Raw genomic sequence first — 19,280 nt, forward strand, 5'->3', positions numbered from 1 at the left:
GGTGTGACACCAGAAGAAATTGAGGCGCTGTTTACACGCGAAAGCGGTGAGTTCCTGTTTGCGCGTTGGGGACGTCCCATCGTGCCAATCGTGTTTGGTGTCGAAGACGAGACGCTGGTGACCGTCAAGGGCGCGTTCGAAGCCGTTGTAACTTTGGCTGGGCATAAGATGGCCGAGACCGATCCCGAGCTTGGTGCCAATTGCATGGTCTTCTTTTTTCGCGACTGGCAAGAACTGCTGGAAGTGCCTGATCTTGATCGGCTGGTCCCGGACCTTGGGCCTTTGGTGGAACGCCTGGTGGCTGCGGATGCCAATCAGTATCGAATATTCCGGTTCGAAGAAGATGGCGCAATCCGTGCGGCGTTTGTGTTCCTGCGTATGGACAAGGAATTGTCCAAGGTTCCGGCGGAAACGCTTGCCCTTAGCCAGGTGGTGCAGACTGTCTTGCTTTGGTCCGATACTGCGTTTCGGACGCAATCGCCGCTGGCTGTCGCCGGTGAGGCAACGATCCTGCGCCCTGACATTGCTGCATTGATCCGGGCCGCCTATGATCCGGTCCTGCCCGGGGCGGCGCAGGATGCGTCTCATGCACTCAGGCTGTTTGCCCGGCTGGAGCTGCCACAATGAAACACGTGTACCCGGTTCGCGTTTACTATGAAGACACCGACATGGGCGGTGTCGTCTATCACGCGAATTATCTGCGGTACATTGAGCGTGCCCGCTCGGACTGGGTGCGCAATCTGGGCAATGATCAGAATGCCATGCGGGACGAGGGCATTGTTTGGGTCGTGCGGCGCGTTGAGGCCGATTACCTTTCGCCTGCCAAGTTTGATGACGAGTTGATCGTTGAAACCGAAGTGACTGAGATTTCCGGCGTGCGCCTGACGATGGCGCAGTTGGTTCGGCGGGGGGAAACCGAGATTTTTCGCGCTTCAGTTACGGCTGTGTGCATCAACAAGGAAGGCAAGCCGATCCGCCTTCCGGCAGAGATTCGCGCATTGATGTAACAATTTGCGGGCCAAGGGTGGTTCTATTGGCTTTTCAACCCCAATTGCGTTAGCGTTTGGCAAAACAAGGCCAAACAAACGGCCGTCAGGCAAAAACAAAGAGCAGGTTCATGGAAGCTGAAACGCTGGCGCTGGCGCAGGAGATCGATTTCTCCATGTGGGGGCTGTATGCCCGCGCGACCTTTATCGTCAAATTGGTGATGTTGATGCTGATCGGTGCATCGATCTGGTCCTGGGGCATTATCATCCAAAAGCTGATCAACTATCGGGCCGCACGTCGTGAGGCGCAGGTGTTTGATGAAAGCTTTTGGTCGGGCAACCCTTTGGATGAGCTGTTTGAGCAGATCGGAGCGCAACCGGACGGCAGTTCTGAAAAGATCTTTGCCGCAGGCATGATCGAATGGCGAAGGTCGCACCGAAATGATGGTGGGCTGATCGCCGGTGCAACTGCGCGGATCGACCGATCGATGGATGTTGCCATCGCAAAAGAGGCAGAGACCTTGCAGAAAGGGTTGCCCATTTTGGCCACGGTGGGATCAACCGCGCCGTTTATTGGCCTGTTCGGTACCGTATGGGGCATCATGAATGCCTTTATCGAGATTGCCGAGCAGCAGAACACCAATCTGGCCGTTGTCGCCCCCGGTATCGCCGAAGCGCTGTTGGCGACGGGCCTGGGTTTGTTGGCCGCGATCCCTGCGGTTATTTTCTATAACAAGCTTAGCGCGGATAGTGACCGGATTGTTGGTGGCTACGAAGCTTTTGCCGATGAGTTCGCCACCATTCTGTCGCGTCAGTTGGACAGCTGACCATGGGCGCGGCGGTTCAGCAATCTTCGGGTGGTAACGGGCGCAGACGCGGACGGCGTCGCGGGCGCGCTCAACCCATGGCCGAGATCAACGTGACGCCGTTTGTGGACGTGATGCTGGTGTTGCTGATCATATTCATGGTCGCGGCACCGCTGCTGACCGTGGGTGTTCCTGTCGATCTGCCTAAGACCGCGGCAAGCGCTTTGCCCGGTGACAACGAGGAACCATTGACCGTGACGCTCACCGCAGATGGGCGCGTGCAAATCCAGACGACTGATGTCTTGCGCGAAGAGTTGATTGGCAAGCTGCGCGCGATTGCGGCAGAGCGGAGCAGTGACCGTGTGTTCCTGCGCGCTGATGGTGCGATTCCATATGCACAGGTGATGCAGGTCATGGGCGCGCTGAATGCGGGCGGGTTTTCTAACGTTGGCCTTGTAACCGATACGGGCGGGCCAACGCTGGATGAAGGTGGAGAGTGAGGTCGCACGGTGGATACCGGCACCAAGATTTCGGCGATTGCGCATGTCAGCCTGATTGGCGTCGCACTTTTTGGCGGCACCTTTCGGTCCGAGCCGTTGCCGATGGCTGTCCAGGATGTTTCCGTGATCACCGCTGATCAATTCGCGGCTATGACCGCGCAGCGCGACGCGCCCGACGTCTCCGAAGTGCCTGCCGCTTTGCAACAACCGCCCGACCCTGAGCAGGCGGAAACCAGCCCGCCGGAACCGGTGGTTGAGCAACAGCCGCGCCCCGAACCCGTGGCGCCTGCTGAACCCGACCCTGAACCCGCGCCCGTTATCGTTGAAGCCCCGCCCGAGCCCGAGCTTCCGGAGGAGCCGCCTTCATTGGCCGAGCCTGAGGTTGAAACCGTTGCACAGCCCGTGCAGCCCGAACCAGAAGCGCAGCCGCGCCCTGCCGATCGCGTTGCGCCCGAGGCGATTGCGCCGCCACCGCCCGAGGCAACGCCGGATGAGTTTGAAACGCCTCCGGTGTCCTTGGATGAGGGCGCTGAGGTGCAGCAGGAACAGCAAGATCAAACCGCCCCGGAAGAGGCCGCGCCAGAGATTGTGACCGAGGCGGAAGAAACCAAGGAACCCCTGCTCAGTTCACCCCGCCCGCGCACACGCCCCAATCGGCCCAGCCCGCCGCCGGAACCGGAAGTTGCTGAAACGCCCGAGACGACCCCGGAACCCGAAACGCAGACAGACGAGACTGCGATAAACGATGCCTTGGCTGAAGCTCTGGGTGCTGGCACCGAGCCCTCGGGCCCGCCGCTCACCAGCGGTGAGAAAGATGCAATGCGACTGGCTGTATCCAGGTGTTGGAACGTAGGTTCACTGTCTACGGATGCGCTGAAAACGGTGGTCGTGGTTGCGTTTTCGCTGAACCGTGATGGTACAGTTGTAGGCGGCAGTATTCGGATGCTGGACAGCTCTGGCGGGTCTGCCGGTGCCGCCAATCAGGCATACCAGGCCGCGCGACGCGCGATTTTGCGCTGCGGAGCCAAAGGATATGACTTGCCTGCTGACAAATACGCTCAGTGGCAGGATGTTGAGATTACATTCAATCCCGAGAGGATGCGGATCAAATGATGAAACTTCTGACCAGCCTCTTTGTCGGCCTGACATTGATGTCCGCGCCGGTTTACGCACAAAACGGCCCCCTGCGGCTGGAATTGGACCAAGGCATAATCGAGCCCTTGCCCTTTGCGGTTCCCAATTTCGTGCCCGATGGCCCTTCGGCCGCGCAATATGCGCAGGATATTTCGCGCGTGGTGGCAGCGGATCTGACCGGAACAGGTCTGTTTCGCGAAATCTCGTCGGATGCGTTCATCAGTCGGGTTAGCAGTTTTGAAGCGCCGGTTCAGTTCGCTGACTGGAAAGCGATTAATGCTGATGCGTTGGTTACTGGGGCAGTCAATGTTTCGGGGAAACGATTGACGGTCCGGTTCCGTGTCTGGGATGTGTTCTCGGGTCAGGAACTGGGCACCGGCCTGCAACTGGCAGGTACAACCGAGGGCTGGCGCCGCATGGCGCACAAGGTTGCCGATCAGGTCTATAGCCGGATCACAGGTGAAGGAGGGTATTTCGACAGTCGCGTGGCCTTTGTGTCGGAAAGCGGACCCAAGGATCAACGCCTCAAGCGGTTGGCGATCATGGATTACGACGGCGCAAATGTACAATACCTGACCGACAGTTCCGCCATCGTTTTGGCGCCGCGCTTTTCGCCCACGGGCGACCGGTTGCTGTATACCAGCTACGAAAGCGGCAGCCCGCGCATCTATGTTCTGGATGTGGGGCGCGTGAAACGGCAAGAACTCAAGACTCAGGACGGCACCATGAGCTTCTCACCCCGTTTCTCGCCCGATGGTCGGTCCATTGTGTATTCGCTGATTCAGGGCGGTAACACGGATTTGTGGAAGATGGATCTGGCCTCGGGTCAAAGTACACGCCTGACCAACACGCCCGCGATTGAAACAGCGCCCAGCTATTCTCCGGATGGCAGCCGCATCGTTTTTGAAAGCGACCGGTCGGGCACACCGCAGCTTTATGTGATGCCTGCAAATGGGGGTGAGGCAACGCGGATCAGCTTTGGCGCGGGGCGTTATGGCACCCCGGTTTGGTCGCCGCGCGGCGATTTAATCGCCTTTACCAAGCAAAACAAAGGCCGGTTCCACATTGGCGTCATGCGCACGGACGGGTCGGAAGAACGGTTGCTGACTGCTTCGTTCCTGGATGAAGGTCCCACCTGGTCGCCCAATGGACGCGTTATCATGTTCACCCGCGAAACGCAGGGGGCAAGCGGTCGGGCCTCGCTATATTCAGTGGATATATCGGGCCGAAATCTGCGCCCGGTGCGCACTCCGGATGGTGGCAGCGACCCGTCATGGGGCCCGTTGCAGAATTGATCGCAGCAAAGTTCACAACGAATCGCGCCTGTGGTAGACAGGCGGCAATAAACAAAACACGAGGCACTTGAAATGAACGTATTGAGCAAAGTTCTGGCGCTGGGCGCGCTGAGTATGATTGCCGCCTGTTCAAATAATGACCCTTCCGCTTTGGGGGGCGGTGGCGCAGGTGGCACTGGCGCTATCGTGCCGGGTTCGCCAAGCGACCCACGTTCGCCGGCGTATTTCCAGCAAACAGTTGGCGACCGTGTCCTTTTCGCTGTTGATCAGTCGACCCTTACACCGCAGGCACAAACCGTTCTGCAGGGGCAGGCAGAGTGGTTGTTGGCTAACCCCGATTTTGTCGCCACGATAGAAGGGCACGCGGATGAACAGGGTACGCGGGAGTACAACCTTGGTTTGGGCGCAAAGCGCGCAAATGCCGCGCGCGAGTATCTGATTTCCCGCGGGGTGGCGGGCAACCGTCTTAAAACAGTCAGCTACGGCAAGGAACGCCCGATCGAGATTTGCAGCACCGAGGACTGCTACGCCAAGAACCGCCGTGCGGTGACGGTGCTGACAGGGTCAACTCTGGGGTAAGATGATGCGTATTGCAGGATGGGTTTTGGCGGCCGTCGTGGCGACGGCGGGTGTGGCAAAGGCACAGGACCAGCAGACCCTGGCGGATATTCGTCAGGAGCTGACGGTACTGCATGTCGAGATACAGCGCCTGAAGCGCGAGTTTTCCACCACCGGGTCGCCTGCACCCAACCTGTCCGGCAGTTCAGTGCTTGAGCGTGTTGACGCGATCGAGGCTGAGTTGCAGCGCCTGACGCGCCAGACCGAGCAATTGAACCAACGGGTCCAGAACATAGTCACCGACGGTACAAACCGCATAGGCGATCTGGAGTTTCGACTGGTCGAACTTGAAGGCGGAGACCTGTCGGCGCTTGAGGAAACGTCGACATTGGGCGGTGATACGGCGTCTGACACGGGCACCGTAAGCGTTGCAACTCCACCGGTAACGGATCAAACCGAGCTTGCCGTAGGCGAACGCGCGGATTTCGATACGGCGTCGCAAGCTTTGGTCGATGGTGATTTCCAAACGGCCGCCACCATGTTCGCGCAGTTCGAGGCAAACTATCCCGGTAGCCCACTGGCCCCTGAAGCGAACCTGAAACGGGGTCACGCCCTTGAGGGACTGGGTGACACTCGCGAAGCGGCTCGCGCCTTTTTGGCCAGCTTCACCGGCGATTCCGAAGGTGCCTTTGCCCCCGAAGCCCTGTACGAGCTGGGCGCGGCTCTGGGCCGATTGGGACAAACCGATCAGGCTTGCATCACACTGAATGAGGTCGGGGTGCGATTCCCCTCTGCGCCTGCGCTGGCAAACGCCACGCAAGAGATGACCGCGCTGGGGTGTTCTTGAGCACTCAGCCAGACAGCCTGATTTCCGATCTTCGCAAAAGGTTGCCGGACAATCTGCCCCGCAAGCTGGGGGTTGCTGTATCAGGTGGCGGAGATTCCGTCGCCCTGATGCATCTGTTGCACACTGTCGCCCAAACAGAAGCGATCACACTCTATGCTGTCACAGTCGACCACGGGTTGCGCCCCGAGGCGGCGCAGGAGGCCGAGGCCGTTGCCCGTCAGGCTGCGACCCTGGGCTTGCAGCACGACATTCTGCGATGGTCGGGCTGGGACGGTGTGGGCAACCTGCAAGATCAAGCGCGTCAGGCGCGATACAACCTGATGACCAATTGGGCAAAGGACAATGGTATTGGTGCAATCGCTTTGGGGCATACCGCAGACGATCAGGCCGAAACTTTGCTCATGCGACTGGGGCGGTCCTCTGGCGTCACAGGCCTGTCAGGTATGTCGCCCATGCGGCAACAGGATGGGGTGACGTTGTTGCGACCAATGCTGGGTATCACCCGAGACAGGCTGCGCACTTACCTAACAGAAATCGAGGCGAGTTGGGTCGAGGACCCATCGAATCAGGACGCGCAATTTGACCGGATCAAGGCTCGTGAAGCTCTTCACGGTCTTGAACCCTTGGGAATCGATGCACTGTCTTTGTCACGCGTAGCAAATAATCTGGCGCAGGCGCATGAGGCTTTGGGTGTTTTTGCGCAGGAATCCGCGCGGAAAGTGACACGGGTCGATCAAAGCGATGTGAGGGTGGACCGGGCTGGGTTTGCTGCACTGCCGAAAGAGATTCAAAGGCGTGTTCTGCTGGGAATTCTCGAATGGATTGCCGGGCAGGGCTATCCCCCGCGTCAGGCGACTGTAGAGCAGGCAATGGATGCTATTGCCTGCGGTCAAGCCGGGTCAATTGCCGGGTGTCTGCTGGTGCCGAAAGGCGCGAGTGTTTGGATTTGCAGGGAATTTAAGTCCGTAGAGGGCCAAATTGCCGCATCTGGCACCGCCTGGGACAGCAAATGGGTGCTGACCGGCCCAGAAACGGAAGGCGCGGAAATTCGAGCGCTGGGCGAAAAAGGGCTGCACCAGGTCGTAAATTGGCGAAACACAGGGCGTCCCAGGCTTGCTTTGACTGCAACCCCTGCGGTTTGGGCGGGCGAAACGGTTGTTGCGGCTCCGCTTGCGGGATTTGCCAATGGATGGCGTGCGGAACCGGTCTCGGATTGGCCTGCATTTCACGCATCTTTTTTATCGCATTGAACATAGAACAATCCTCTCTATTTTAAGAGACAACTTGGCAGTTCCTCACCTGCCGAAACTTTTGGGAGATTTTCCTTGGGCAACGCTCGCAATATCGCGTTTTGGGTCGTTCTGTTCCTGCTTATTCTGGCACTGTTCAATCTGTTCAGTGGACCGGGTGGAACGCTTCAGAGCAATGAGAGAACATATTCCGACTTTGTCGGTGCCGTCCAAAGCGGTGAAGTCAAAAACGTGACGCTGGATGGAGAGCAGATTCGCTATACCACTGAAAACGGCGCGACCTATGTCACGATCAAACCAGGCGACGCCGAGGTCACCAAGCTGCTGATCGATGAGAACATCCCGGTTCAAGCGGTCAAGCAACAGCAGTCTGGGTTCCAGTCCTTCCTGATCACGCTGCTGCCTTTCTTGCTGCTGATCGGCGTATGGGTTTACTTCATGAACCGCATGCAGGGCGGCGGCAAAGGCGGTGCGATGGGCTTTGGCAAGTCCAAGGCCAAGATGCTGACCGAAAAGCATGGCCGTGTGACCTTCGATGATGTTGCTGGCATTGATGAGGCTAAGGAAGAGCTGGAAGAGATCGTGGAATTCCTGCGCAACCCGCAGAAGTTTTCGCGGCTTGGTGGAAAAATTCCAAAAGGCGCGCTTTTGGTTGGCCCTCCGGGTACCGGTAAAACACTGCTGGCCCGTGCGATTGCAGGTGAGGCAGGTGTACCGTTCTTCACCATTTCCGGTTCGGACTTCGTTGAGATGTTCGTGGGTGTTGGTGCATCCCGCGTGCGCGACATGTTCGAACAGGCCAAGAAGAACGCGCCGTGCATCGTGTTTATCGACGAGATCGATGCCGTGGGCCGTCACCGTGGTGCCGGCTACGGTGGTGGTAATGATGAACGCGAACAGACGCTCAACCAGCTGCTGGTTGAGATGGACGGGTTCGAGGCCAACGAAGGCGTGATCATACTGGCGGCGACCAACCGTAAGGATGTTCTGGACCCTGCGCTGCTGCGTCCGGGCCGGTTTGACCGCAACGTGACAGTTGGCAACCCCGACATCAAAGGCCGCGAGAAGATTCTGGGCGTGCACGCCCGCAAGACACCTTTGGGCCCCGATGTCGATCTGCGCATCATCGCGCGTGGTACTCCGGGTTTCTCGGGCGCTGATCTGGCGAACCTAGTGAACGAGGCTGCGCTGATGGCAGCGCGTGTGGGTCGTCGCTTTGTCACCATGGAAGATTTTGAGAACGCCAAGGACAAGGTGATGATGGGGGCCGAGCGCCGGTCGATGGTGCTGACTCAGGGTCAGAAAGAAAAGACCGCCTATCACGAATCGGGCCACGCCGTCGTTGGCATGACCCTGCCGCTGTGTGATCCGGTCTATAAGGCGACGATCATCCCGCGTGGCGGTGCGCTTGGCATGGTTGTCAGCCTGCCCGAAATGGATCAGCTGAACTATCACAGGGACGAGTGTGAGCAGAAGCTGGCGATGACCATGGCGGGCAAAGCGGCCGAGGTGATCAAATACGGTGAAGACCACGTCTCGAACGGCCCCGCCGGTGACATCATGCAGGCCAGCCAGTTGGCCCGCGCCATGGTGATGCGCTGGGGTATGTCCGATAAAGTCGGCAATATCGATTATGCCGAGGCGCATGAGGGATATTCAGGCAACACTGCTGGTTTCTCAGTGTCGGCGCATACCAAAGAGCTGATCGAGGAAGAGGTAAAGCGCCTGATCCAGCAAGGCTATGAGCGCGCTCACAAGATTCTGACCGACAAGAACGAAGAATGGGAGCGTTTGGCCCAAGGCCTGCTGGAATACGAGACCCTGACCGGGGACGAGATCAAGCGTGTCATGAATGGTGAATCGCCGACCGAAGGCGATGACGAAGGGGACAGCCCGGATCAGGGCAGCGCACCCAGCGTTACGGCCATTCCTAAGACGAAGGCCAAGAAATCCCCTCCTGAGGGTGGGATGGAGCCAGAACCTACCGCATAAATCACAAAGACCCGGGCGAACGCTCGGGTCTTTTCTCTTTTCATCTGACGTTTGCTGGGCAATATGCCTTTCGAACTCCAGCGGAAAAGGGATGCCATTATGCCGTTTTTGCGTGAAACTGAATATGTAGGCGAAGTGGTTTGGTTGGGCCATGTTCCTGCTGGGAAGTCGCTTCGTGCGACAGCCGTGCAAGAGTTGGACCTGGCATTTGATGGTGTGGCTGGGGAACGGCACGAAGGGCTCAATCGGGCATCCTGTGTGCGGGTCAAGAACCTTTACTCCACTGGAACAGAGATCCGCAATGTACGTCAGTTGTCGGTTCTGTCAGTGGAAGAGCTTGACCAGATCGCGCAGGGTATGGGTTTGGAGGCGCTAGACCCCGCATATCTTGGCGCATCAATTGTCCTGAAAGGCATTCCCGATTTCTCGCACATTCCGCCATCATCACGCTTGCAGGCCGCGTTAGGTGCAACAATCACCGTCGACATGGAAAACGCTCCCTGCGTGTTACCGGGGCGCGAGGTCGAGGCGGATCAGCCCGGGTATGGTGCCGCGTTCAAACCGGCAGCGGTGGGGCGTCGCGGCATAACCGGATGGGTCGAACGCCCGGGGCGTATTCAGCTTGGGGATCATCTGACGTTGTTTGTTCCGGACCAGCCCGCCTGGGCTCCTTAAACGCGTCAGGTTTCCGATTAGAAACCGATGAAATGACCTTACGACGCTTCGCGACACCAGAATGTCGGAATCCATGGCTATTGAGATTGTACACAAGGGTATGGAATGCGCAGCGCCGACGTATCGCGTCGGTATTGCACGGCATTCAATTAGGGACCCCGGCCAATGAGCTACAAATCCGATATCGAAATCGCTCGTGAAGCGAACAAAAAGCCGATTCAGGAAATCGGTGCCAAGATCGGCATCGACTCAGCGGATCTGCTGCCTTACGGCCATGACAAAGCTAAAGTCAGTCAGGACTTCATCAACTCGGTTCAGGACCGCGAAGACGGCAAGCTGATTTTGGTGACCGCGATTAACCCGACCCCGGCAGGCGAAGGCAAGACCACCACCACCGTTGGTCTGGGTGACGGCCTGAACCGCATCGGCAAGAATGCGATGATCTGTATCCGCGAAGCCTCGCTGGGCCCGAACTTCGGCATGAAGGGCGGTGCTGCAGGTGGCGGTTACGCGCAGGTTGTTCCGATGGAAGAGATGAACCTGCACTTCACCGGCGACTTCCACGCCATCACCTCGGCGCACTCGCTGCTGTCGGCGATGATCGACAACCACATTTACTGGGGCAATGAAGCCGAAATCGACACGCGCCGTGTTGCATGGCGTCGTGTGGTCGACATGAACGACCGTGCCCTGCGTCAGATCACCGCCAGCTTGGGAGGTGTTTCGAACGGCTTCCCGCGCGAAGCAGGCTTTGACATCACCGTGGCATCCGAAGTCATGGCGATCCTGTGCCTGGCCAACGATCTGAAAGACCTTGAAAAGCGTCTGGGCGACATCATCGTTGCTTACCGCCGCGATAAAACCCCGGTTTATTGCCGCGACATCAAGGCCGAAGGCGCAATGACCGTTCTGCTGAAGGACGCCATGCAGCCGAACCTGGTGCAAACGCTGGAAAACAACCCGGCCTTTGTTCACGGTGGCCCGTTCGCGAACATCGCGCACGGCTGTAACTCGGTCATCGCGACCAAGACCGCGCTGAAAGTCGCTGACTATGTTGTGACCGAGGCTGGCTTTGGTGCGGACCTTGGCGCCGAAAAGTTCATGAACATCAAATGCCGTAAAGCGGGCATCGCCCCGTCGGCTGTTGTACTGGTTGCCACTGTACGCGCGATGAAGATGAACGGTGGCGTGGCCAAGGCTGATCTGGGTGCTGAAAACGTTGACGCTGTTAAGTCGGGCTGCGCCAACCTGGGCCGCCACATCGAGAACGTGAAATCGTTCGGTGTGCCGGTTGTTGTCGCCATCAACCACTTCGTCACCGACACCGATGCCGAAGTCGAGGCCGTCAAGAACTACTGCGCCGATCACGGTGTCGAAGCAGTTCTGTCGCGTCACTGGGAACTGGGCTCGGAAGGCTCGGCTCCGCTGGCCGAGAAAGTGGTCGAAATCGTTGAAGGTGGCACCGCAAACTTCGCGCCGATCTACCCCGACGAAATGCCGCTGTTCGAAAAGATCGAAACCATCGCCAAGCGCATCTACCGCGCTGACGAAGTTCTGGCCGACAACAAGATCCGCAACCAACTGCGCGAGTGGGAAGACGCGGGCTATGGCAACCTGCCGGTCTGCATGGCGAAAACTCAGTACTCGTTCTCGACCGATCCGACCCTGCGCGGTGCGCCCACCGGCCACTCGGTTCCGGTGCGTGAGGTTCGCCTGTCCGCAGGTGCCGGTTTCATCGTAGTTGTCTGCGGTGAGATCATGACCATGCCTGGTCTGCCCCGCAAACCGGCTGCAGAAACCATCTGCCTTAACGACGCAGGTGAGATCGAGGGCTTGTTCTAAGCCGTTTTTTGAACCATCTCGTGGTCCGGGGATTTCCCCGGGCCATGAGGAGACCGCGATGCCCACTCTGACACCGCCGCAAGACTGTGACACTATGCAGGAATTGCGGGTTCAGATCGACAGGCTGGACCGCCAACTGATCGAAATGCTGGTGAACCGTGCCAGTTACATCGACCGTGCGTCCCAGCTGAAACCCGGCGAGGGGCTGCCCGCCCGAATCCCGGATCGTGTTGAAGAGGTGGTGCAGCGCGTGCGCAAGAGTTCCGATGAACTGGGTATGGACCCTGAACTTGCTGAAGAACTCTGGCGTATTTTGATAGATTGGTCGATTGCCCGCGAAGAGCGTGTGCTCGGCTCTGACTGACTGACTGACCGGGCGCATCTTGCGCCCGATCCGTTTTTTGAAAGAAGGGATCAAAGGATGGTAGCGCAGGTTATCGACGGTAAGGCATTCGCGGCAAAAGTGCGCGCGCAAGTGGCCGATCAGGTTGGCAAGCTGAAAGAAGAAAACGGCATCACCCCCGGCCTTGCCGTGGTTCTGGTAGGCGAAGACCCCGCCAGCCAGGTTTATGTCCGCTCGAAGGGCAAGCAGACCGTCGAGGTCGGCATGAACTCGTATGAACACAAGCTGGACGTCGACACCTCGGAAGAGGACCTGCTGGCTCTGATCGATAAGCTGAACAACGATCCCGCCGTCCATGGCATTCTGGTTCAGCTGCCTCTGCCAAAGCATCTGAACGAAGATCTTGTGATCAACTCGATTGATCCTGCCAAGGATGTCGATGGTTTTCACATCTCGAACGTGGGCCTGCTGGGCACCGGGCAGAAATCGATGGTTCCCTGCACGCCGCTTGGGTGCCTGATGATGCTGCGCGACTATCACGGCTCGCTGTCGGGCATGGATGCGGTTGTGATTGGCCGTTCAAACATCGTTGGTAAACCTTTGGCACAGCTGTTGCTGGGCGACAGCTGCACCGTAACGATTGCGCATTCGCGCACCAAAGACCTGCCTGACGTCGTGCGTCGCGCAGACATTGTTGTCGCCGCTGTTGGCCGTCCTGAGATGGTGCCGGGCGACTGGATCAAGGAAGGTGCCACCGTCATCGACGTAGGCATCAACCGGATCGAGCGTGACGGCAAGAACAAGCTGGTTGGAGACGTAGATTACGCCAGCGCGGCTGAACGTGCGGGCGCAATCACTCCGGTTCCGGGCGGCGTAGGCCCGATGACTATCGCGTGTTTGCTGGCCAACACGCTGACCGCCTGCTGCCGGTCCAACGGATTGCCAGAACCGGAAGGTCTGACAGCCTAAACCAACTTGGGTCGGGCCGTTACAGACGGCCCGTCGCCTAACCTGACTGCGTGACACGCCAGGACTACACCCAAGACAACATGAGCGACGTACTCATGAGTGGGTTTCCCAGCTTGAATTATCTTGATAAGCCTGTATTTCCAGTTGTTTACAGGTCTATTTTCCCTTGTGCCTATCGCGCTCGGGCTATGCACGCGCAAAAGCAGTATGTCGTCTAAGTTAAATTCAATTCGAAAAGCTTGCACCCTGCAAAGGGTGTCAGCGGGCGTCGTTTTTCTTCCTTTGCTTGCCTATGCGTTCCCACCATTTCTGGTTGCCGAACTCAGCTTTGGTTTGCGCCTTCTGTTTTGGGTCGGTGTCATGGTCTTGGCACTTTCAGTGACCGGTTTAGTGCGAAAGCTGATGCTCAACAGCCCATTGCTTTTGAACATTCCAGCCCGGGATCTAGCTTACGCCGGTCTGATCCTGTCCTTTTTCACACCGTCGCTTTGGTTGCTGGCGTGGATTTTGTTCACTATCGGTGGTCATATGGCACCAGGTGCGCAAACAGTTGCTGTTTATGGGGTGTTGTTGGTGGCAGGGCTGGTTTTTGTGCAACGCAACGACTTGCAAGCTGCAGTGGCGTTGTCGCCAGAAATTGAAAAGCCGCGTCTTGCCAAACGCTTACCTGCTGGCTTCAATGGTCAAATTTACCGCCTGACCGTAAGGGATCACAATGTGGATGTTGTGACTTCGGAAGGTGTTTTCACGCTCCGGTCGCGTTTCACGGACGCCATTGCCGAGATGGAACCGGTTCCCGGCCATTGTTTGCATCGCTCACATTGGGTGACGGATGCTTCTATCGCCGGTGTTAAAAAGACAAATGGCAAAACGTTCTTAAAGCTGGTCAACGGCGATCTGGTGCCAGTCAGCCGAAAGTACAAACCGATGTTGGAACAGGACGGTTTGATCTGACGTTAGCGCGGCATCGGCATCATCTGCGGGTGCGGGCCGGTTAGAATAGCCATGGCGCTTTGATCCATGAGGTCTGCCAGAACTTGATCCGAACTGCGCAGCCCGCCTGTGAAGGTACCGTAAGCCGGTAGGATCAGGCGTTTTTGATCCAATAGAAAAGCGGGTCGCGAAATGTGCCGCCCTCTTACCCTGATCCGCGCTTTTGGGTGGTAATGGCCGGAAACTTCTCCTTGCGCCTGGTCCTCTGCGATATGGCGAAAGACAAGCGGGCCGTTGCGCCATTCGAACAGGTGAGTTCCACCTAGCTCAATTGGGCCGGGATCATGGTTTCCTTCGATCCATATCCATTTGCGCCCAGCTTGCAATGCTGCGATCCGAAGTCTTTCGGCTGAAGGCAGCGCTTGGGCGGCTTCAAGGTCGTCAAAGCTGTCACCCAAGCATAGAACAGTTTCCGCGTTGGTGCGCTCCAAATCATCCGCCAATCGATCCAGTGTCTCGCGGGTGTCATAAGGGGGCAATGCAAGCCCGTTGCGCCGCGCCAATCGTTCGGATTTGCCCAAATGCAGGTCCGAGACACACAGCATTTTCCGTTCGGGCCACCACAGAGCACCCGAAGGCAGAGCGCCGAGGCGCTGACCTGCAAAGGAAAATTCGCACACGTTCATGATACGTTCTTGGCGTGTTTCGTTGCCCGACGCAAGGGGATCAAAGCTGATCAAGCCCGGCTGACTGCAATAAACGCTCGCTTTCTTCCGCCAGCAGGCGTTCCTCTGCAGCGCCTTTCACGGGCACTTTTCCGACCTCAAGGAAAAGTGGGGCTGACAGCGGCGATATGCGATCCAGCCGCAGCAGATCCATACGGTCGCCTATCCGCTCCAGCATGGCTTCAATCCGGCCAAAATCGACCAACCCGCGCATTGCTTCTTCACGGGTGATCTGCATCAACAGGTGGTCCGGGTCGTATTTCCACAGAGTGTCATAGAGAATGTCCGACGAAAACGTTGCCTGCCGCCCGCTTTTGCGTTGGCCAACCGTGTTGCGTTCGATCAGGCCCGCTATGGTGGCAGAGGCGCGAAAGGTGCGTTTCATCACGGCATTGCCAGCCAACCAGGTGTCCAGACCGTCACGTAGCGCGTCGCGTTGAAACAACGGTTTGGGATCTGTAACTGCATCCAGCCCCCAGATCAGCGTGGCGTAATCCGTTGCAACAAAGCCCATCGGGGCCAGGCCAGTATCTTCCATCCGTTTCGTCAGCAGCAGACCCAGTGTTTGCTGCGCGTTACGACCGGCGAATCCGTAAACACATAGATGTTCCCGACCGTCGCTTGGAAAACTTTCGATCAGCAAGCGGTCGCGCTGAGGCAGGCGCGAGATCTGCCGCTGCAAGGCCAGCCATTCCTCGGTATGAGAGGGCAGTTGCGGCCAATCTTCTTGGGCAAACATGCGCAGAATGCGGTCGCTGAGCTGGGTGGAGGTTGCAAATTTCGTACCCGAGAAGGTCGCGATCTTGGGTTTGCGATCAGCACGACGGCTGACCTCGACCACCATTTCGCGCAGGCCCTCATACCGCACAATTTGTCCACCTATCAAAAAAGTGTCGCCAGGCGTCAGAGAGGCGGCAAAGGCTTCCTCAACCTCTCCCAACGGCTTGCCGCCCCGGCTGCGCTTTAGACGGACCTTGAGCGTGTCAGTGTCCTGAATTGTGCCCAAATTCATGCGAATGCGCGACGCTGCGCGGGGATCACGCAGCTGCCATTTCCCGTCAGCACGTTGTTGCAGCCGTTGCCAGCGATCATATGCCTTCAAGGCGTAACCACCGGTGGCGCAGAAATCGAGACAGGCGTCAAACTCGGCACGGTTCAGGTGCGCGTAAGGCCCCGCAGCCGTCATTTCCTTGTACAGATCACCAGCCTCAAACGGTCCGGCGCAGGCGGCAATCAGAATATGCTGGCACAAGACATCGCGGGGGCCAGGGCCGCGGGGTTCGCCATCCAGATCATGGGCTTTTACCGCCTCCAGCGCAGCGACGCATTCGACCACTTCAAACCGGTTGGCAGGCACCAGCAGCGCCTTTGAGGGCGCGTTATAACGGTGATTGGCCCTCCCGATCCGTTGAACAAGACGTTTGACATTCTTGGGTGCACCGATCTGGATCACCAGATCCACATCGCCCCAGTCGATGCCCAGATCCAAAGAACCAGTGCAAACGATGGCGCGCAGATCCCCCCGGACCATCGCAGCCTCAACCCTCTCGCGTTGTTGCCGGTCAAGGCTGCCGTGATGAATGCCGATGGGCAGGCCGTCTTCATTGGCCAGCCACAGGTTGTGAAAGAAGATTTCGGCCTGAGCGCGCGTGTTATGAAAGATCAGTGTGGTTTTATGCTGCCGGATTTGATCCAGCACCGCCGGAATCGCATAGGCTGCGCCACCACCGGACCAGGGCGGCATCTCGGTTGTTTCCAGCATTTGGATATCCGGGTCCGGCCCCGGATCTGCCTGCACGATCTGGCAGGGGTCTGGGTGGCGGGCCAGAAAGCGGGCTATTGCTGCGGGGTCTTCAACGGTGGCTGACAAGCCGACGCGACGCAGAGCAGGGTTGAGGCGTTGCAGTCGTGCCAGCGCCAGCATCAGCTGATCACCCCGCTTGCTTTCTGCCAGCGCGTGGATTTCATCGACGATGATCCGTTGCACACCATCGAACATACGTGGCGCATCTTCGTAAGAGGTCAGCAGTGCCAGGCTTTCGGGTGTGGTTAGCAGGATATGGGGCGGATCGGCGCGTTGACGTTTCTTTTGTGTGGCCGATGTGTCGCCGGTGCGATCTTCGATCCGTATGGGCAGGTTGATCTCGTCCACCGGGGTGCGCAGGTTACGTTTGATATCGGCCGCCAGTGCCTTGAGCGGTGAAACATAGATCGTGTGCAAACCGGTATGGGCACCGTCGGCCAGCTCGGCCAGTGTTGGCAGAAAGCCGGCCATGGTCTTGCCACCACCAGTGGGCGCGATCAGCAAGGTTGCGGGGTCTTGCGCCCGGTCGAACATCTCATGCTGATGCGGGTGGATGGACCAGCCTTTGGTGGAAAACCACGTACCGATCCGAGCGGGAATCTGCGTCATGAACACAGATTACCCGCGCGGCAGAGGAATTGGCACAGCGTTATTTGACGATGTTCTCGTCTTTTACGAACATGTTGGCCCAGGCGCGGTCGATCAGATCGGGGCTCATCTGATAGGGGATGCCCTCAAACTCGCAGATCGAGATCATCTGATCGATCAGGAAGATCGGCTGATAATTGGCGTAGATGTTGTTGATGGTCGGGTATTTAACCTTCAGCAGATGCACCAGTGCCGCCTCATCCAGTGGCATGCCGCGTTTGCGGGCCACCATGGCAAAGATTTTCAGGAAGTTTTCCTGGTTCGGACCGTCGATTTTGATTTTGAAGAAGATCCGGCGCAGGGCCGCTTGGTCGAAGATCTCATTCGGGTGGAAGTTGGTCGAGAAGATGACCAACGTGTCAAACGGCACTTCGAATTTCTCACCCGATTGCAGGCCCAGGATATCCTTGTTCTCTTCCAACGGAACAATCCAACGGTTGACCAGCGCCTGCGGCGGTTCAGCCTGACGGCCAAGGTCGTCCACGATGAAGATGCCGCCGGTCGATTTCAGCTGCAACGGAGCCTGATAGGTCCGCGCGGTCGGGTTGTAGACCAGATCCAGCATGCTCAGCGACAGTTCACCACCGGTCACAACCGTGGGTCGTTCGCATTGCACATAGCGCGAATCAAACCGTTTGCGGCGACGCAGGCTGTTGGGGTCGTCAGGCTCTTGCTCGATCGCAGTGTGTACGATCGGGTCATAGACGGTGATCACCTGACCGGCATATTCGATGGCGTAAGGCACATATACATTGTCCCCAAGCGCGTCGCGTATACCGTTCGAAATTGAGGATTTACCGTTGCCCGGAGGGCCATACATCAGGATTGAACGACCGGCGCTGACCGCGGGGCCCAGATGATCCAGCAGGCTGTCGGGCAGCACCAGATGGCCCATTGCGCCAACCAGTTGTTCTCGTGTGACCTGAATGTTGCGGATTGACTGGCGTTTAACCTGCTCGCGGTAAACGTCCAGCGGCACGGGCATGGCACCGAAGTATTCTGACTGGCTCAGCGCGTCCAAGGCGCGGGCCTTGCCTGCATCGGTCAGCTGATAGCCCATCTCGTTGCCGCTGTTAGCATTCAGGGTCCCGGTCGCCTCCAGCAGTTTCTGATCGCGTGCGATGTCCACTAGTTCCTGCGTTACCGAACCGGGCAGACAAATGGCCGCTGCGATTTCGGAAACGGTGCTGGCATTTTTGCGGAAGACGGTTTTCAGCAGAATATCCCGCATCATCACCAGCGGAAGTTTCATTTCGCCCAGGCCTTTTGGGGCAGGGGGGGCCATAACTGCGGAAGTCTGCATATTCATGCGCGTTGCTCGTTTGTCAAAGTGTCACGCCAAATACCCGAATGAGGGCGGTTTGGAGGAAAAATGACCCAGCTTTGTGGCGGGACAAAGGCAATGACAAGGCGTGCTGATGATAGTTTACGATCCGAGAACAGTACCCAAAATCAAGTACATGGCCAGGGAACCAGCCAGAGCAAGGCCCATTGGAAACTGTTTGCCGCGATCCCAGCTTTCCCAATGCGGCGCAATGGCCCGCAGCGGTGTATGTTTAGCAAGCCGGTGTGTCACAACAGCGGCCAGAATACAGGCCATAAGGATCAGCATCATCACCCTGAGATCACCCAACCAGATAAAAGCAGATGCCGCAGCCATGAACTTGGCGTCGCCCGCACCCATGACCCCTGCAGCGTTCAGGATGATACCCAGAAGCAAGATCACCACGATATGGAGCAGTTGCCATGCATAAATCGGCAACGACACCGACAAAGGACCCAGATTGCCGCTTAGCCAGTCTGTCGACCAGGGTGGTATTGCGATCAGGCCGATTACAACAAAGACCAGCGTCAGCGCGTAAACGGCATGGTTCTTGATCCGCATGTCACGCATATCGGTGAAGGCGACATAAAAACAGATCGGCAGCACAAACGGCAGAAACCAGGCCGCAGCGGCTGCTGGAATGTGCATG

Annotated in this window: 19 protein-coding genes; 15 read left to right on the forward strand and 4 right to left on the reverse strand. The window is 57.8% G+C overall.

Translation table 11 applies throughout. The annotated features are described in order from the left end of the window. The first annotated feature begins 3 nt into the window (after positions 1–3). The 15 genes from GOV89_RS10365 (at position 4) to GOV89_RS10435 (ending at position 14,151) form a co-directional block, all read left to right on the forward strand. Positions 4–627 carry a hypothetical protein gene (locus tag GOV89_RS10365; protein WP_171178103.1) on the forward strand — a complete coding sequence of 208 codons (624 nt, stop codon included), beginning with the start codon at positions 4–6 and terminating at the stop codon, positions 625–627. Then, on the forward strand, positions 624–1,007 hold the full coding sequence (gene ybgC, locus GOV89_RS10370; RefSeq protein WP_171177974.1) for a tol-pal system-associated acyl-CoA thioesterase: 384 nt from the start codon (positions 624–626) through the stop codon (positions 1,005–1,007). Before GOV89_RS10365 ends, ybgC begins: the two co-directional genes overlap by 4 nt. A 110-nt stretch (positions 1,008–1,117) precedes the next feature. Then, on the forward strand, positions 1,118–1,813 hold the full coding sequence (tolQ, locus tag GOV89_RS10375) for a protein TolQ (protein ID WP_171177972.1): 696 nt from the start codon (positions 1,118–1,120) through the stop codon (positions 1,811–1,813). A 2-nt stretch (positions 1,814–1,815) separates the two neighbouring features. After that, entirely contained in the window at positions 1,816–2,292 is a 477-nt protein-coding gene (gene tolR / locus GOV89_RS10380) for a protein TolR (protein ID WP_152457226.1), read from the forward strand. Between the two features lie 9 nt (positions 2,293–2,301). Next, complete coding sequence (locus GOV89_RS10385; protein ID WP_171238130.1) at positions 2,302–3,405, forward strand: energy transducer TonB; 1,104 nt, start codon at positions 2,302–2,304, stop codon at positions 3,403–3,405. Next, entirely contained in the window at positions 3,402–4,721 is a 1,320-nt protein-coding gene (gene tolB, locus GOV89_RS10390) for a Tol-Pal system beta propeller repeat protein TolB (RefSeq protein ID WP_171177964.1), read from the forward strand. The genes GOV89_RS10385 and tolB overlap by 4 nt, the downstream gene beginning before the upstream one ends. Before the next feature lie 72 nt (positions 4,722–4,793). Further along, a complete protein-coding gene (gene pal / locus GOV89_RS10395) occupies positions 4,794–5,300 on the forward strand; it encodes a peptidoglycan-associated lipoprotein Pal (RefSeq protein WP_171238131.1) in 507 nt (168 codons plus the stop codon). A 4-nt stretch (positions 5,301–5,304) separates the two neighbouring features. Next, the gene (ybgF, locus tag GOV89_RS10400) at positions 5,305–6,126 is read left to right on the forward strand and encodes a tol-pal system protein YbgF (RefSeq protein WP_171235414.1); all 822 of its coding nucleotides are present in this window, start codon (positions 5,305–5,307) and stop codon (positions 6,124–6,126) included. Further along, positions 6,117–7,376: a tRNA lysidine(34) synthetase TilS gene (gene tilS / locus GOV89_RS10405; RefSeq protein WP_371810635.1), complete on the forward strand. Its 1,260-nt coding sequence runs from the start codon at positions 6,117–6,119 to the stop codon at positions 7,374–7,376. Before ybgF ends, tilS begins: the two co-directional genes overlap by 10 nt. Positions 7,377–7,451: 75 nt before the next feature. After that, the gene (gene ftsH / locus GOV89_RS10410; protein WP_171238133.1) at positions 7,452–9,368 is read left to right on the forward strand and encodes an ATP-dependent zinc metalloprotease FtsH; all 1,917 of its coding nucleotides are present in this window, start codon (positions 7,452–7,454) and stop codon (positions 9,366–9,368) included. A 99-nt stretch (positions 9,369–9,467) separates the two neighbouring features. After that, positions 9,468–10,043 (forward strand): MOSC domain-containing protein, encoded by a 576-nt coding sequence (locus GOV89_RS10415; protein ID WP_171238134.1) that lies wholly within the window; start codon positions 9,468–9,470, stop codon positions 10,041–10,043. Positions 10,044–10,208: 165 nt separating this feature from the next. Next, positions 10,209–11,885 carry a formate--tetrahydrofolate ligase gene (locus GOV89_RS10420; RefSeq protein WP_171238135.1) on the forward strand — a complete coding sequence of 559 codons (1,677 nt, stop codon included), beginning with the start codon at positions 10,209–10,211 and terminating at the stop codon, positions 11,883–11,885. Positions 11,886–11,943: 58 nt separating this feature from the next. After that, entirely contained in the window at positions 11,944–12,249 is a 306-nt protein-coding gene (locus GOV89_RS10425) for a chorismate mutase (RefSeq protein ID WP_171177942.1), read from the forward strand. Positions 12,250–12,306: 57 nt separating this feature from the next. Further along, entirely contained in the window at positions 12,307–13,197 is an 891-nt protein-coding gene (gene folD / locus GOV89_RS10430; RefSeq protein ID WP_171238136.1) for a bifunctional methylenetetrahydrofolate dehydrogenase/methenyltetrahydrofolate cyclohydrolase FolD, read from the forward strand. A 360-nt stretch (positions 13,198–13,557) separates the two neighbouring features. After that, positions 13,558–14,151, forward strand: a complete 594-nt coding sequence (locus GOV89_RS10435; RefSeq protein WP_253286247.1) for a LytTR family DNA-binding domain-containing protein — start codon at positions 13,558–13,560, stop codon at positions 14,149–14,151. Positions 14,152–14,153: 2 nt separating this feature from the next. Here GOV89_RS10435 and pdeM read toward each other — a convergent pair whose 3' ends face one another. From pdeM to GOV89_RS10455, 4 genes are all read right to left on the reverse strand, one after another. After that, positions 14,154–14,816: a ligase-associated DNA damage response endonuclease PdeM gene (gene pdeM, locus GOV89_RS10440; RefSeq protein ID WP_171238138.1), complete on the reverse strand. Its 663-nt coding sequence runs from the start codon at positions 14,814–14,816 to the stop codon at positions 14,154–14,156. Positions 14,817–14,856: 40 nt separating this feature from the next. After that, positions 14,857–17,268 carry a ligase-associated DNA damage response DEXH box helicase gene (locus GOV89_RS10445; RefSeq protein ID WP_171238139.1) on the reverse strand — a complete coding sequence of 804 codons (2,412 nt, stop codon included), beginning with the start codon at positions 17,266–17,268 and terminating at the stop codon, positions 14,857–14,859. 40 nt (positions 17,269–17,308) lie between these two features. Then, on the reverse strand, positions 17,309–18,616 hold the full coding sequence (locus GOV89_RS10450; RefSeq protein ID WP_171238140.1) for an ATPase: 1,308 nt from the start codon (positions 18,614–18,616) through the stop codon (positions 17,309–17,311). Between the two features lie 117 nt (positions 18,617–18,733). After that, entirely contained in the window at positions 18,734–19,279 is a 546-nt protein-coding gene (locus GOV89_RS10455; RefSeq protein WP_171177930.1) for a prepilin peptidase, read from the reverse strand. Position 19,280 lies beyond the last annotated feature (1 nt).

The sequence above is a fragment of the Ruegeria sp. HKCCA5763 genome (genome assembly GCF_013034545.1).
In the GTDB taxonomy this organism is placed as follows: domain Bacteria; phylum Pseudomonadota; class Alphaproteobacteria; order Rhodobacterales; family Rhodobacteraceae; genus Ruegeria.

Coding starts and splice junctions, on each gene's coding strand:
- ybgC (WP_171177974.1), top strand. CDS start 624: ATGAAACACGTGTACCCGGTTCGCGTTTACTATGAAGACACCGACATG.
- tolQ (WP_171177972.1), top strand. CDS start 1,118: ATGGAAGCTGAAACGCTGGCGCTGGCGCAGGAGATCGATTTCTCCATG.
- tolR (WP_152457226.1), top strand. CDS start 1,816: ATGGGCGCGGCGGTTCAGCAATCTTCGGGTGGTAACGGGCGCAGACGC.
- tolB (WP_171177964.1), top strand. CDS start 3,402: ATGATGAAACTTCTGACCAGCCTCTTTGTCGGCCTGACATTGATGTCC.
- pal (WP_171238131.1), top strand. CDS start 4,794: ATGAACGTATTGAGCAAAGTTCTGGCGCTGGGCGCGCTGAGTATGATT.
- ybgF (WP_171235414.1), top strand. CDS start 5,305: ATGCGTATTGCAGGATGGGTTTTGGCGGCCGTCGTGGCGACGGCGGGT.
- GOV89_RS10415 (WP_171238134.1), top strand. CDS start 9,468: ATGCCGTTTTTGCGTGAAACTGAATATGTAGGCGAAGTGGTTTGGTTG.
- GOV89_RS10420 (WP_171238135.1), top strand. CDS start 10,209: ATGAGCTACAAATCCGATATCGAAATCGCTCGTGAAGCGAACAAAAAG.
- GOV89_RS10425 (WP_171177942.1), top strand. CDS start 11,944: ATGCCCACTCTGACACCGCCGCAAGACTGTGACACTATGCAGGAATTG.
- folD (WP_171238136.1), top strand. CDS start 12,307: ATGGTAGCGCAGGTTATCGACGGTAAGGCATTCGCGGCAAAAGTGCGC.
- GOV89_RS10435 (WP_253286247.1), top strand. CDS start 13,558: ATGGTCTTGGCACTTTCAGTGACCGGTTTAGTGCGAAAGCTGATGCTC.
- pdeM (WP_171238138.1), bottom strand. CDS start 14,816: ATGAACGTGTGCGAATTTTCCTTTGCAGGTCAGCGCCTCGGCGCTCTG.
- GOV89_RS10445 (WP_171238139.1), bottom strand. CDS start 17,268: ATGACGCAGATTCCCGCTCGGATCGGTACGTGGTTTTCCACCAAAGGC.
- GOV89_RS10450 (WP_171238140.1), bottom strand. CDS start 18,616: ATGAATATGCAGACTTCCGCAGTTATGGCCCCCCCTGCCCCAAAAGGC.
- GOV89_RS10455 (WP_171177930.1), bottom strand. CDS start 19,279: ATGCACATTCCAGCAGCCGCTGCGGCCTGGTTTCTGCCGTTTGTGCTG.